The following is a 14,792-nucleotide window of genomic DNA, read 5'->3' as shown; positions in this document are numbered from 1 at the left end:
TAAGCGTATTTGATAAGTAGCGCTTGCTATTTGATAAAGGTAGTCTTAATAAGGTATACTTCACATTAGTTGAAAAATAATAGTAGGTGGAAAAATGAAAAATTTGAAGCTATTATCAATGCTTGGGCTTGTTGTTTTTGTATTAAGTGGCTGTAAAGCAGTTGAGAACAAAGAGGGCTTTTTCTATAGTGTTTTTGTAAAACCTATGGAATTTTTACTGGAGTTTTTCGGAAATGATATTTTTTCAGGTAGCTATGGTTTAGCAATCATCGCTATCACAGTTCTTATCCGTTTAGTCTTAATGCCGATTATGTTGAAAAACTATCGTCAGCAACAACTGATGAAAACGAAAATGGATGCCTTCAAACCTGAAATGGAAGCTGTTCAGAAAAAAATGAAGGAAGCAAAGACAAAAGAAGAACAAATGCAATATCAGCAAGAGATGATGGCATTGTACCAAAAACATGGTGTCAATCCTTTAAATATGGGTTGTTTACCAATGTTAATTCAAATGCCAATCATTATGGGTCTTTACTTCTCAATTTTATATTCTGCCGATGTGAAATCACATATGTTCTTATGGTTTAGCTTAGGTTCACCAGACATTGTGATGACAATAATTGCGGGGATTGTTTATTTGGTACAAGCACGAGTTTCTTTATGGACCGTACCAGAGCAACAAAAAAAGCAAATGAAGATGTTTATTTACATTTCGCCAATTATGATTGTCTTTATTTCTATGTCTTCTATGGCAGCACTACCGCTTTACTGGTCTGTCAGCGGTGCATTACTAATTCTTCAAACGTATATTGGTCGAAAATATTATTCGGAGCATCCCGAAAAAGCAGAATCATAAATGAATGAATGTCGAGGCGCGTTGTAGCCTCGATTTTTTTTAGGAGGAAAACAGCATGAATACAAAATGGGTATCTTCAATTTTAGTTGCAATATTTAGTATTGCGGCTATTGTATGCATTATTATCGGCAATTTTAATTTAGCGGTGCTAGCGATGACAATAATGTTTGCTTTGTCAAATGGCTTTAGAGCGAAGAGTTTTAAGGAGCAAGGATATGTTAAAGAGGCGAAATGGATGAAGTATATGGCAATCTTTTTCTCTATTGCTTCCATTGCGGTACTTATTATTATTTTTACAGAATAAGTGGAAATGCTACACTTAAAAATGTGAACAGTGATAAAATAAAACTATCAAAATATAGTGTATTAACTTGCTTTGGCAGTAGCCTTGCCTAATACGGAAAGTGCTATGTATGTACTGCAAACGATTAGGGCAAACCTTGCTGAAACAAGTTAAATACCTGGTGGTTGTCAAAGATGTAAAAGAACTGTCGAGCCGTTTTGAAAAAATCTTAAAGACATTCCGCCGAGGTGTAATTGATTAAAGGTCTTAGGGTTGCTCAAACTCCCATTGAAACGACCTGATTTTGAAATCTCGTTTTGTTTAGCAACCCTGTATCTACACAAAAGGGGCAAAGAAATGAAAAAAAATCGACTACCACTTATTATTGGCGCTATTATTTCAGCGGCACTGATCGTATCTATTTTTATAGTGATTTACTATAAGAATAATCAAGTCAATGTAGCGTCAGATGAAGAACAACCAGTAGCAGAACAAGGCAAAAAAGACAATCCTACAAAAGAGCAATCAAAAACACCCGAAGTAACTGAACCACAAGAGCAGCCAGACGAAAATGGCTATTACCCAAATCAAGCAATGCCGACAGAGCCTACTTATATTGATGGTATTTTACTGGCTAATAAAAAATATCCACTACCATCCACATTTGCACCAGGTGAAAATCCAGAGGCACGTCAAGCGTTAAATAAGATGTTAGCCCAAGCTAAACAACAGGGCTTTAACTTAGTCGCGTTTAGTGGATATCGTTCTTATGAATATCAAACAACATTATACAATAATTATGTTAAGCGCGATGGTCAAGCTGCAGCAGATCGCTATAGTGCACGCCCAGGTTTTTCCGAGCACCAAACAGGCCTAGCGTTTGATATTGGGGAAGTCGGCAAAGAAGATTTATGGTTGACTGAGGAGTTTGGTGAAACACCTGCTGGGAAATGGCTATTTGAGCATGCTGCAGAATATGGTTTCATTTTACGATTCCCTCAAAATAAAGAACATTTAACAGGCTATATGTATGAATCTTGGCATTATCGCTATGTTGGAATTGACATTGCTAAGAAAATGAAAGAACAGAATGTTACGTTAGAAGAGTATTTAGGGGCTGAATAAACAAAGAGCTTGGAGACAAAACTTCAAGCGAGAACGTACGCAGCGTTACGGTGTGCAATGGGGAAGTAACCACTGTAGCGAACCAGAGCAAAAAGTGGCTGGGACATAAGAGAAAAAGTGTTAGATTGAACCTAATCAATCTAACACTTTTTTGCTATGCTGTTGTTGTCCGCTACGACGGTGCTTTCCGCTCAGCACAGTAAGCCGCAACCCTCTGCTTGCGCGCGTATGCCCGCGTCTTACATTATGTGCTGTTCTGAGCTGGAGTCACCGCCTTCGCTACCAACAACTAGTGAACACTTCTAATTTTTTAAATTGCAAAACGAATGGGTTGTTATAATATCGGTGTTAATAAGCGAGAAATAGATTCTTTAAACTTTATCATGCTGGAACGATTTTGATACATTTCCCAAGTTAATTCTGTGCTATCTAAAATGTCCTTTTCAAATAGCTCAGCTAATTGATGAGAAATTTTAGAATCGTAAATAAAGGCATTTACTTCGAAGTTTAAACTAAAACTTCGAACATCGATATTTGCAGTTCCTACTGTAGATGCTTCATCGTCAATAATAATAGCTTTAGCATGAATAAATCCTTTTTCATAAATATAAACCTTTGCTCCTGCACGTAATAATTGGCCCACGTAAGAGTATGTTGCCCAATAAACAAACATATGGTCCGGCTTATTAGGGATCATAATACGTACATCAATGCCTGATAAAGTAGCAATTTTTATGGCATCTAAAAAACTAATATCAGGAATAAAATAAGGCGTTTGAATATAAATATATCTCTTGGCCATATTAATCAGCTTTAAATAGCCGATTTTTATTTGTTCCCAATCAGAGTCCGGTCCACTGGAAACAATTTGTAAACCGACATCACCTTTTTTCGGGATAGCAGGGAAGTAACGGTCGGAATAACCCATCTTTTGCTGTGCACATGCTTGATTCCAATCTAATAAAAAGCGTGTTTGCAATGGGTGGACAGCGCTTCCTTCAATACGTAAATGTGTATCTCTCCAATAGCCAAATTTCTTTTGAAGTCCAAGGTATTCATCTCCTACATTAAAGCCCCCGATATACCCAATACGACCGTCAATTACTCCTATTTTGCGGTGATTTCTAAAGTTGAGGCGAGGGTTAAGCAGTGGGAATATGGAAGGGAAAAATACTTCTACTTCACCACCTGCTTCAAGAAGTTCCTTGAAATGTCTCCTTTTTACATTACGAGAGCCCATTTCATCATATAAGAGCCTTACTTTGACTCCTTGTTTTGCCTTTTTAATCATTGCGTCAATAAGACGAGTACCTAAATTATCTAAGCGGAAGATGTAATATTGAATATGGATATGATCTTTAGCTGCTTCGATGTCTTTTAATAGCTGTTCAAATTTGTCTGCACCATCGTCAAAAATAGCAAGGTGATTGTCTTGTGTTAATACCGCATTATTCGTTTTTAAATGCATATAAATCATTTCTTTATAATTTTCGGCATTTTCAATACGAAACTCAAACGTATTATCTCGAATGGTGTCTATTTGATAGCTAATCAGATTATCAATCCCAATATCTTTGCGCCCTTCCCAACGAAACAAATGTTTCCTGCGCAGTTGTCTGCCAAGTAGTAAATATAAAATAAATCCAGCTAATGGCAAGAAAAATAGGACAAGAATCCATGCCCATGTAGAACTAGCATCTTTACGCTCTAAAAATATAATTGTCATCGCAGATAAGATATTTACGAATAAAATTAAAGGTACTAGATATTCTACATCTGTAAAAATGCTCATTCCTGCACCCCTTTACTATATTTCACATTATATCTAGTATAGCTTACTTCACAGGTGGAAAGAAAGGACAGTAAGTGATTTGTTATCATCAAAAAAAATTCCTCCCCAAAAAAGCAGGGGCAATGCCTTTGCATTTTGCGACTTTGAGGGCATAGCTAGCAAACAGTAATCGAAATTAGGCAAGCCCCATCACAAAAAAATAGTGCTGGGGCTTGCTCGTTTTGTATTCAGTTTCAAGGCAAGAGGTAAATCAGTTAGCTTATACATAATGTTCCCATTGAAATAGTATATCGCTAAAATCTTGTTGAAGAAGCTTATCACGATTGATAAAGAATTTCCCTACGCCACTATCCGCCCACATAATACCGAACTCATCATTGGAATCTATTTGTAGTAAAAGTACATCATACCGTTGTAGCAGATGAGATTCGTGCCGAATGTCTTCCTCTAAAAAATATGCGTATCCGCCTATTTTAGCGCCAGCTCCTAAAAAATGCTGTAAGTAGATTTCGTGCAAATTAACATCATGGTTTAGGGTACATATTAGACTCGGTAAATAGTGTACAGCTCGATAATCTAAAGCTGAGACAGGTTCCTGTGTAAAGTGGAATTGTAGCGATAACTCTTCTTTAATAGGAAACCAATCATCTGTGGTCACAGCAGGTTTTTCTTGTGTTGGCATTGCTGTTTTTGTTTCTAACGTTGGGTAAAATCGTACTTTATAGAACTGTTGAAAAATGTCTTCCTTATAATGTGCCGCATTGGCAAAAATATTAGATGAAATAAAAAATTGTAAAATACCTTGAGTAGGAAAATCTTGTATTGTTGGTATTTCTGCAAAATTTATTTGAGCTAATAAACGCATCGCTTCACCAGTAATGTCCTTTGGAACTGTTTGATAATAAGGTAAATAAGGTTCACCGGCGAATTTACTTTCTGTTATTGTAGTTGAACGTTTACATGGCGATATAGTGATTGCCGCCAGTAGCGAATCTTCAATTTCAGACCGTAATGGTTCAAGCTCTCTAGGAAGAGAAAAATTGATTGTTTTATTCATGCAGTATCCTCCGAGTTTACGCTTTCAAACATGGATGTCATATAAGTTTAACAAATACATCTGTTTCTATTAGTTACGACATATAGTACGAAAATTATTCAAGCCTTAAAGTTTTATTTGAAGCCTTATAAATAAAGATTAAACTAATCGAGATAATTGCGATAGCTGCAGCAATATAGTAGCCAAGATTAGATTGCATCGTAAATAACCATGTGAAAAATAGAGGCCCGAGAATACGCCCTAAATTATCCATAGAGTAGGAAAGACCTGCTGCTGTCCCATATTGGCCGCCAGATTCTTTGGAGGATAATGACACGACACATGTTCTTGCAAGGGCATTTCCGGCTGTAAAGATACAAAGTGCAAAACCTGCCATTAATAGATTGCCTGTTAAAGTAAATAAAAGCATACCGATTGCTGTAATGATTTGAGCTCCAATGAGCCAAGATGTTTCTGTGCCATTTTTAATGCGACGAACTACGCCACCTTGTATGGCTGCATCTACAAAGCCACTAAACATAAATAAATAACCGATTTGCAAAGGTGTTATTTGTATACGGTCAATTTGAAAAAGCTGGAATGTTGCTTCTACTCCTGCCAGCATAAAAGTCACTAAGAACGAGAACATAAATAAATAACGAACACGGTATTGAAGCATTTTGCCAACACCTTTTGGGACAATTGCTCTTTTTGTTACATCTTTTCGTTTTTCTGGTTCTTTTAAGACGAAAGTTGCATAAATAAATAATAGTGCGATTAAAGCTGCTGATGCGATAAATGGCAATTGCAAGCTATAATTACCTAACATGCCGCCAATTGCAGGACCGAAGATAAAACCTAGACCAATGGACATGCCCATGAAACCCATGTACTTATTACGATCTTCCTCGCTCGACATGTCACCAATAAAACCTGTTACAGCTGTATACAACGCACCTGAGAATAAGCCACCCACGATACGTGATACGTATAACATTGTTAAATGATCAATGAACATCGAAAAAATAATGAAACTGAGACTAAACCCTACCAATCCTGTTAAAATGAGTTGCTTACGACCGACTTTATCAGAAAGCTTTCCCCAAAGTGGTGCGGTAAAAAAACTTGCAAGAGAATACACTGTCAGTAAACCGCCTACATGGATGTTTTGCCAATCGTTTTGTACGATGACCTCTGGTAGGACAGGAATAATGATTCCAAAGCCTAGGTAGACGAGAAACTGTACTGACATTAAGAGTAAAATTGGTTTTATCATTTAATTTCCTGCTTTCTTACAATATTTCAGTATGTATATTCTACCTCTCTTGTTCTTGCTATTACAAGGGTGCGGTAGGAGAAGCATTTGAAACCAAGACAAGGATTGATTTAGTTTATGTTCAGTTATTATTTTGCGTAACCGTTCATCCACAATAGTTATTCCTTCTTTCACTCCCTCTTTTGGTAGAAGTTTGTTCCTGCTGGCTGGTCAAAAATAATGAAGAACAACGAATAGAATTGATTTGATGAGTTAATAATGTATTTATCAAATTCTATTCTATAGTGTATTTTGTTTGCCTAAAAAAGTGACCTTTAAACATAATTTACATTGTAACAAAATTGAAAAATATTAAAGGCGAGTTAAATGGTATGATAGATACAGATAAACTCGTCTGACATCTAACACTTAGAAAAAATGAAACTTTTTTGGAAATAAAACGTTATATAAAATCGAGAAAAGATTGAGGTGGAATGTATGACGAAGGAAGTAGATTTGAAGAAGATTGTTTCGAATTTATCGAAGTTGGGTGTGACAGCTACTGTAACAAAGTCTCGACTTGAACTTTTAAAAGTGCTCACACCACCAACGCAAACTCCGCAAGTTCAAGCTTAACTCGTTTTACAAAAAAGAATGGATAGTTCTCTTTCGAAAGTAAAGAGGCTATCCATTCTTTTTTTATTATTTAAATTTCTTAATCTTCTTCATCGTACGTTGTAAACATGTAAGTACGATAATGGAAACGCATGCTAAAGACTAGCCCGATGGCCAAGGCATTGCCCATTAAAGAACTTCCCCCATAACTTATGAATGGAAGTGGAATACCTGTAATCGGTAGTAGCTGTATTGTCATACCAATGTTTTCGAATACATGGAACGTAATCATCGCGATAATACCTGCACAAACATAAGTTGAAAAAGGGTCTTTCAATAATAATGTTGTTTTAGTTAAATGATAGATTAACAAAAAGAAAATACAGATTACTATACTTGCACCGATAAAACCCCATTCCTCACCGATGACGGTGAAGATGAAGTCCGTATGATTTTCGGCTACGTATACTTCGCGCCCGCGGAAGCCTTTACCGAAGATTTCACCAGACCCAATAGCGTTTAAGGAAGTAATCAAATGGTAACCATCACTCGATGAATAGGAGTATGGATCTAGCCAAGAGTAAATTCTGGCAAACTGGTACGCTTTAAATCCAAATGTTTTCTCTAAAAATTCCTGCATGTAAAGTGCCATCCACAGGAGGCTTCCCCCGACGACAGCGCCACCTAAAAAAGTAGGTAATAAAATTTTCCAAGAGATACCTGCTACAATAACGAGTGCAGCGGTAATCGCAAAGAAAACAAGTGCTGAACCAAGGTCAGGCTGTTTCATAATAATACCAAGTGGTATAATCAACGTTAAAGCGATTTTACCTAGTAAAATGAAGTCAGACTTAATGGATCTTAAAGAGTAGACTTCATGATGCTTACTAATAAGGCGGGCAAGCGCTAAAATGTAAAAAGTTTTCATAAATTCGGAGGGCTGGATATTACCAAGTGGTGTATGGAACCAGCTTTTAGCACCATTCACAGGCTCACCAATTTGGCCTTTACCTTCCGGCATGAAAATAAGCAAAACTAAAAGAGCAATTCCAGCTCCGTACATATACCAAGCCATTTTTTTATATTGATCAGGCTCGAAAAACATAATGACACCGATAATAAATGCACCAATTACATACCATCTTAGTTGCAAAGGTACGTAATTAATACCATATTGTCCGGAAGTTTGAGCGGATGCAATTGCTAATAAACTAATGACAAGAAAAGTGAAAAGTATAAAAGCGAGCGTCCAGTCAAAACGGTTCACGAAATTTCGTTTATTTTCCATAAAAGCCACCTAAAATAAAATAGTTTAAAATCTGCGCACAGACGCATGTCGAACATTAACATTATAACGCAAAAAACAATTTTACGCCTGAGTATATTGTTGTGACGACAAATAGCATAAAATGTTTCAAAAAATGATGTTTAGTTTTATAATAAAGTGAAGAATGGGGTGATGGATGTGGCTAAGAAATTAAAGTCAGCTGAAGATTTTATGTATCATATATATGTTCATATGAATGATGTCGATAAATTTGTTATATTTAGCGGGCTTAAATTCTCGCAATTCGTGGCTGCTTTAGATCCACTGCATCACTTACTTTTACTAAAGCATTCCTATGAAGACGGATCATTTAATATGCATACACAGTTTGATTATATAGCAGATGAGGAAGTTCCTCGTTTTGTAAAAAAAGCTACGGAGTCGAAAGAATTGTGTTGGGTAGATTTTATGGATGAAAAGAGGCTGGATCAGCTGACACCGATGGAACAGGGAGAACTGCTTTACATAAGTCATAAAAAAGAACCGATTACTTCGCCATTTTTTAATAAATTGCAAAATCGGTTTGTGTATTGTTCTTCGGATGTAGAGAAAATGACAAAAATTTATTTTCGCCATTTAAGTGATTCAGATTTGCTCGTCGCTAATGTGTTTAATACGTTAATACGTGAAAAAGAACGAAGCACAGGTTTTTGGCGCCGTAAAGTAAAATCGAGTATTCCTTCTCTTACGCCGGAATTTTTGCGTGCGTATCGCTCCTTTGCTAAAGAGGGCGCATTGTTGTCACTGTATCGCATTGAGAAGCCGAAAGCCGCATATGGTATAGAAATACGTAACCTGTCAGATTATTCCTTTCCAGATGAGGTCTGGGATGATTTAAATACAATTTTGAAAAACGAGCACGATGAATTGATTCATATTATTTAACTATATAGCAGGTATTTCACCAGCTATAAAGGAATGGAACTCAAGAAAGTGATAGTCAGTCATTTTACTTGGGTGACCAACTTTTGAATGAATAAGGCACTCAAATCTCACCGTCCAAATTACGGTGAGATTTTTATGTCATTTGTCAAGCCGTTTCGTGATAAACTAATAATACTCAAGAAGTATGTGGAGGGCACAAAAAATGAAAAAAAGAATCGGTTTATTATACGGCGGAAAGTCAGCGGAGCATGAGGTGTCATTGTCGACGGCGTGCGCAGTCACTGGAGCTTTGAATTTCGAGGAGTATGAGATATATCCGATTTACATTACACCAGATGGGGAATGGCGACGCGGTGAGCGTTTAGAAAAACCCGCAAATTCGATTGAAGAATTGCAATTTGGTGATGATGCCATTATTTTAGAAAATAATATTACAGCGTTTTTAATTGATAAAAACGGGGCAGCGGTCCAATTTGATGTTATTTTCCCTTTACTGCATGGAACAAACGGGGAAGATGGAACTGTACAGGGTTTACTGGAAGTGTTGAATCTTCCGTATGTCGGTAATGGTGTGTTGGCATCATCTGCAGGTATGGATAAAGTGATTATGAAACAGTTGTTTGAAATTGCGGGCTTACCACAAGTGCCATATACGTACTTCATTCGCAGTGAATGGACGAAAGAGCAAGATGCTATTTTAACGCGTTGTGAACAGAAATTGTCTTGGCCAATGTTTGTAAAGCCAGCAAATTTAGGCTCAAGTGTTGGTATTAGTAAAGCTTCGAACCGTGAGGAACTGATTCAAGCAATTGAGGTAGCATTGCAATTCGACCGTAAAATTGTGGTAGAGCAAGGTATTGTAGCACGTGAAATTGAATTAGCTGTACTGGGCAATGATTTTCCAGAAGTATCTGTGCCAGGTGAAATTAAGCCTATGACGGAGTTCTATGATTATGATTCAAAATATAAGGATGGTTCAACAGCATTAATTATTCCTGCTGAACTACCTACAGAAGTTGTGACTAGTTTAAAAGAGCACGCAAAAAGTGCGTTTAAGATTTTAGATGGAAGTGGTTTAGTACGCGCTGATTTCTTTGTCACGGCAGATCATGCCATTTATATTAACGAAGTAAATACAATGCCAGGTTTTACACCTGTTAGTATGTATCCGCTTCTTTGGCAACATACAAACGTAAGTTATCCAGAGCTTATTAATCGACTGATTGCGCTAGCACTTGAGCGCTTTGAAGAAAAACAACAGCTTCACTATAAAAAAGACTGAGTGGGATTATTGTGAAAAAGACATTAAAGGAATTAGCAGCATGGTTAAATGATGAGGTGCCAGCTTTCGGAGATACGATTGTATCTGGTATATCGATTGATACAAGAACAATCTGCCAAGGGGATTTATTTGTGCCATTCCGCGGTGAACAGGCAAATGGTCATAAGTTTGTACAACAAGCTTTTGAAAAAGGAGCGGGTGCTTCGCTTTGGCAAAAAGATGAACCTAACCCGCCCAAAAATGTTCCGTTACTATTTGTGGATGATTCAGAGTTGGCGTTACAGCAAATGGCACGTGCTTATCGTAACGAGCATAAGGCGACCTTTATTGGTATTACAGGATCGAATGGTAAAACATCCACAAAGGATATTTTAGCGGGCACGCTAGCACCGTTTTTTAAAGTACAAAAAACAATTGGTAATTTTAATAATCAACTAGGCTTACCAATTACGATTTTACAGCTCCAAGAGGATACAGAAGTTGCTGTACTTGAAATGGGCATGAGTGGATTTGGGGAAATTGAGTTTTTAACAAAGTTAGCTCGTCCTCATATAACGGTAATTACCAATATCGGTGAGGCACATATGCAAGACCTAGGCTCGCGTGCCGGTATTGCAAAGGCGAAGTTTGAAATTATACAAGGTATGCAAGAGGATGGCGTACTCTTTTATGATGGTGATGAGCCATTATTAAATGAGCTTGTTGCAAAAGAACAAAATTTAAATGCACAGGCGTTTGGTTTAGAACCAGGCGATTTGTTATATGCTGATAATATTGAAGCAACTGCAAGTGGAAGTAGCTTTACAACGCATGGTGCTATTGAAGGGGATTTCTTTATTTCTGTTCTTGGGAAGCATCAGGTGAAAAACACTTTAATTGCCATGCTTATCGCGCAAAAACTAGGTTTAACGGATGAGCAAATCCGTACATCTTTAAAAGACGTAACGTTAACAGATATGCGTATGCAGCAAATACAAGGAAATCAAGGCGCATTATTTATTAATGATGCTTACAATGCTGCACCTACGTCGGTAAAGGCGGCGATTCAGTTTATAGCCACTACAACTATTCGCCCTGAAAAGTGGCTTGTCTTAGGTGATATGCTGGAACTAGGGGATAATGAAAAAAGCTTCCATGAAGAGTTATCATTAGCAATTCATGAAGGTGAAATTGACTATGTGTGCTTGTACGGCCCGCGTATGGCTTTCTTGTATGAGGTGTTGAAAGAACGTTTCGATGCTGACCATTTATTATACGACAAGGATGATTTTGCGCCTATCATTGCAAAGCTTCAACAGGCAACAGAGAAATCCATTGTTTTATTAAAAGGCTCACGTGGGATGAAACTAGAAACAATTTTGCAATCATTTACTTCATGATTTGCGGTTGTTGACATAATGAATTGTTACTTGGGGTAAAAATCCGCTCTGGTTTACAGATGCGCTGATTTTTACCCTTTATTAAAAAAATTGGAAAGCATTTTGTATGCTATTGCTAGTAAAACAGCCACTTTTTGAGGTGAGGGTAATGACGATAGGTGTATTATGTATTCATGGATTTTCGGGTGGTGCTTATGAGGTAGAGCCTTTTACCGTTTATTTACAAGCCAATACAGATTGGCTAATCGAGACGCCTACCTTATCAGGGCATGGAGAAGAACTAAAGATGAAAGGCTTTACCGCACAGCATTGGTTAATGGATGCGGAGTTAGCTTTTCGAGCGCTATCGAAAAAAGTGGATGAAGTGATTGTCGTTGGTTTTTCTATGGGTGGCATTATTGCGTTATATTTAGCGAAACGTTATAAGGTGAAGAAGCTTGTACTGCTTAGTGCTGCAGCTAAATACATTAGCCCTAAGCAGCTTGTTAAAGATTTTAAAATGTTAGCAACTGAAGCGTATCATCGCAACCTTTCGAATAATGAGTTGTTTTTGAGATATCGTCATAAGTTCAACAACGTCCCCTTAGCAGCTACGATTGAATTCATGAAACTTGTCCAAAAGGTAGCGCCGTACTATCAGGACATTAAAATTCCAGTGTATATTGTACAAGGGAAATTAGACGGAATTGTGCCCTATCATACCGCTCAATTTTTGTTTGATCAGCTTGCTTCAACAAATAAAAAGTTGTATTTTTCTAACAATGGCAAACACCATATTTGTCATTGTGAAGATTGTTTTGATTGGTTTACGAAGGTTTTAGCGTTTTTAAAGGATAAGTAAATAGTCAGATTATTACGACTCATGCGTTATCGTTGCATACGTTTGATTCCCGTGATAGACTAGTGTAAGCAATGGATACATTTTGTGCGAAGACTCTTCATAATTTGGTTGAAGAGTACTTTTTTTTGAACATAACGGTTTTATTCTAAGTGAATAATTACGCAGAATCGAACCGCTCGGTAAAGACCGGGCTTTCCTTTTCATATAAGAGCTCTACTTGAAACATTTGTAGAGAGAATTTTTAAGTAACGGAAACGTTCCACAACACAGGCTCGAATTTGCCGACAACTTCATCTGAAAATGTAACCATTTGTCAACTTAAAAGGAAAAAAGGAGATTGAGAAGTTTGACAAATTTTTCAGAATTAAATATTAGTGAATCTACACTACGTTCAGTAAAACGTATGGGATTCGAAGAAGCAACACCAATCCAAGAGGGTACTATTCGTTTTGCCATTGAAGGTCGCGATGTATTAGGTCAAGCGCAAACTGGTACAGGTAAAACTGCCGCTTTTGGTATTCCACTTATCGAGAAAATCGATCCTAAAAACCCTAATATCCAAGCATTAGTAATTGCTCCAACTCGTGAATTAGCGATTCAAGTTTCAGAAGAACTATATAAAGTCGGTTACGACAAGCGTGTGAAATTATTATCAGTTTACGGTGGTCAAGAAATAGGACGTCAAATTCGTGCACTGAAAAATAAACCACAAATTATTGTTGGTACACCAGGTCGTATTTTAGACCATATTAATCGTCGTACTTTAAAACTAGAAGATGTTCAAACACTTGTACTGGACGAAGCAGATGAAATGTTAAACATGGGCTTCATCGATGATATAAATTCAATTTTAGAAAACGTACCTGCTGAGCGCCAAACATTATTATTCTCAGCAACAATGCCACCAGCAATCCGTAAAATCGCTGAGACATTTATGCGTGACCCTGAAATTGTAAAAATTAAAGCAAAAGAATTAACAGTGGATAACATTGATCAATACTTTGTGAAAGCTGCTGAGCGCGAAAAATTCGATGTTTTATCTCGTTTATTAAACGTTCACCAACCAGAATTAGCGATTATCTTTGGACGTACAAAACGCCGTGTTGATGAGCTAGCACAAGCTTTATCAATCCGAGGATATCTTGCTGAAGGAATTCATGGTGATTTAAGCCAAGCAAAACGTATTTCAGTTTTACGTCAATTTAAAGAAAATAAAATTGATATCCTTGTTGCAACAGATGTAGCAGCTCGTGGTCTAGATATTTCAGGCGTTACACACGTGTATAACTTTGATATTCCTCAAGATCCTGAGTCTTACGTTCACCGTATTGGTCGTACTGGCCGTGCCGGAAAATCAGGTCTTGCAGTAACATTTGTAACACCTCGTGAAATGGGCTATTTACGTATTGTTGAAGAAACAACGAAAAAACGTATGACACCACTTCGTCCGCCAACAAATGACGAAGCTTTAGTAGGTCAACAACGTTTAGCTATTGAGACACTTGAAGGTCTTATTGCCAATAATAACTTAGGTGATTATCGTACATTAGCTACAGAAGTACTTGAAAACCATGATGCAATCGATGTAGTAGCAGCTGCATTACGCTCATTAACAAAAGAGCCGGATGATACGCCTGTTACAATTACAGAAGAGCGTCCATTACCAATGCGCCGTGAGCGTTCTGGTGGTGGCGGTGGTGGCCGCGGAGGCGATCGTAATAGCCGTAACAGAAGCGGTGGTGGTCGTAGCTTTGGCGGTAACCGTCGTGAAGGTAGTGGTGGCGATCGTCGCAACAGTGGAGGCCGTCGTGAAGGTGGTCGCCGTGAGGGCGGAGCTCGTCGTGAAGGTGGACAAGGTCGTTCACGTGCACCACGTCGCCATGAAGACTAATTAACTCTAAAACCTTACAGTCAAATTGACTGTAAGGTTTTTTATATTTATAGTTAAATTAATTTATTCGAAATTTTTGGAAGGAAAAGTAAGTATGCGAGATTTCTAAACGGAACGTTGCGACGAAAGCGGCTTATTATAAGCATTAAACTATAGCGCCGTATACTAAAAAGGCGATATACTAGATGTTTAGATGGCGGTTAATTATGATGAAAAGGCTATGGA

General features: G+C 37.5%; 13 protein-coding genes. 9 read left to right on the top strand and 4 right to left on the bottom strand.

Going from position 1 to position 14,792, the window contains the following annotated elements; translation table 11 throughout:
* Positions 1 to 94: 94 nt before the first annotated feature.
* From yidC to FC748_RS16305, 3 genes are all read left to right on the top strand, one after another.
* Complete coding sequence (gene yidC, locus FC748_RS16315; RefSeq protein ID WP_025220710.1) at positions 95 to 856, top strand: membrane protein insertase YidC; 762 nt, start codon at positions 95 to 97, stop codon at positions 854 to 856.
* Positions 857 to 911: 55 nt separating this feature from the next.
* A complete protein-coding gene (locus FC748_RS16310) occupies positions 912 to 1,160 on the top strand; it encodes a hypothetical protein (RefSeq protein ID WP_024361326.1) in 249 nt (82 codons plus the stop codon).
* Positions 1,161 to 1,496: 336 nt separating this feature from the next.
* Positions 1,497 to 2,264, top strand: a complete 768-nt coding sequence (locus FC748_RS16305; RefSeq protein WP_108030829.1) for a M15 family metallopeptidase — start codon at positions 1,497 to 1,499, stop codon at positions 2,262 to 2,264.
* Positions 2,265 to 2,598: 334 nt separating this feature from the next.
* Here the strand turns inward: FC748_RS16305 and cls are convergent, their stop codons facing one another.
* The 3 genes from cls to FC748_RS16290 form a co-directional block, all read right to left on the bottom strand.
* A complete protein-coding gene (gene cls / locus FC748_RS16300; RefSeq protein ID WP_024361324.1) occupies positions 2,599 to 4,056 on the bottom strand; it encodes a cardiolipin synthase in 1,458 nt (485 codons plus the stop codon).
* Between the two features lie 259 nt (positions 4,057 to 4,315).
* Entirely contained in the window at positions 4,316 to 5,113 is a 798-nt protein-coding gene (locus tag FC748_RS16295; RefSeq protein WP_024361323.1) for a YwqG family protein, read from the bottom strand.
* 94 nt (positions 5,114 to 5,207) lie between these two features.
* Positions 5,208 to 6,368 (bottom strand): MFS transporter, encoded by a 1,161-nt coding sequence (locus FC748_RS16290; RefSeq protein ID WP_108030830.1) that lies wholly within the window; start codon positions 6,366 to 6,368, stop codon positions 5,208 to 5,210.
* A gap of 477 nt (positions 6,369 to 6,845) precedes the next feature.
* On the opposite strand from FC748_RS16290, the gene FC748_RS22145 reads away from it, so the two are divergent.
* Complete coding sequence (locus FC748_RS22145) at positions 6,846 to 6,983, top strand: Lmo0850 family protein (protein ID WP_004232019.1); 138 nt, start codon at positions 6,846 to 6,848, stop codon at positions 6,981 to 6,983.
* Between the two features lie 79 nt (positions 6,984 to 7,062).
* On the opposite strand, the gene FC748_RS16285 is transcribed toward FC748_RS22145, so the two are convergent.
* Positions 7,063 to 8,250 (bottom strand): FtsW/RodA/SpoVE family cell cycle protein, encoded by a 1,188-nt coding sequence (locus FC748_RS16285; RefSeq protein WP_024361321.1) that lies wholly within the window; start codon positions 8,248 to 8,250, stop codon positions 7,063 to 7,065.
* 171 nt (positions 8,251 to 8,421) lie between these two features.
* On the opposite strand from FC748_RS16285, the gene FC748_RS16280 reads away from it, so the two are divergent.
* From FC748_RS16280 to cshA, 5 genes are all read left to right on the top strand, one after another.
* Positions 8,422 to 9,174 carry a hypothetical protein gene (locus FC748_RS16280; protein WP_029747104.1) on the top strand — a complete coding sequence of 251 codons (753 nt, stop codon included), beginning with the start codon at positions 8,422 to 8,424 and terminating at the stop codon, positions 9,172 to 9,174.
* Positions 9,175 to 9,376: 202 nt separating this feature from the next.
* A complete protein-coding gene (locus FC748_RS16275; protein WP_024361319.1) occupies positions 9,377 to 10,456 on the top strand; it encodes a D-alanine--D-alanine ligase in 1,080 nt (359 codons plus the stop codon).
* An 11-nt stretch (positions 10,457 to 10,467) separates the two neighbouring features.
* Positions 10,468 to 11,835 (top strand): UDP-N-acetylmuramoyl-tripeptide--D-alanyl-D-alanine ligase, encoded by a 1,368-nt coding sequence (locus tag FC748_RS16270; protein ID WP_024361318.1) that lies wholly within the window; start codon positions 10,468 to 10,470, stop codon positions 11,833 to 11,835.
* Positions 11,836 to 11,983: 148 nt separating this feature from the next.
* Positions 11,984 to 12,676 carry an alpha/beta hydrolase gene (locus FC748_RS16265; RefSeq protein ID WP_024361317.1) on the top strand — a complete coding sequence of 231 codons (693 nt, stop codon included), beginning with the start codon at positions 11,984 to 11,986 and terminating at the stop codon, positions 12,674 to 12,676.
* A gap of 346 nt (positions 12,677 to 13,022) precedes the next feature.
* Positions 13,023 to 14,567 (top strand): degradosome RNA helicase CshA, encoded by a 1,545-nt coding sequence (cshA, locus tag FC748_RS16260; RefSeq protein ID WP_024361316.1) that lies wholly within the window; start codon positions 13,023 to 13,025, stop codon positions 14,565 to 14,567.
* Positions 14,568 to 14,792: the final 225 nt, after the last annotated feature.

The sequence above is a fragment of the Lysinibacillus sphaericus genome (assembly GCF_005217585.1).
Lineage (GTDB): Bacteria > Bacillota > Bacilli > Bacillales_A > Planococcaceae > Lysinibacillus > Lysinibacillus sphaericus.
This window is presented reverse-complemented; position numbering and strand designations above follow the sequence as displayed.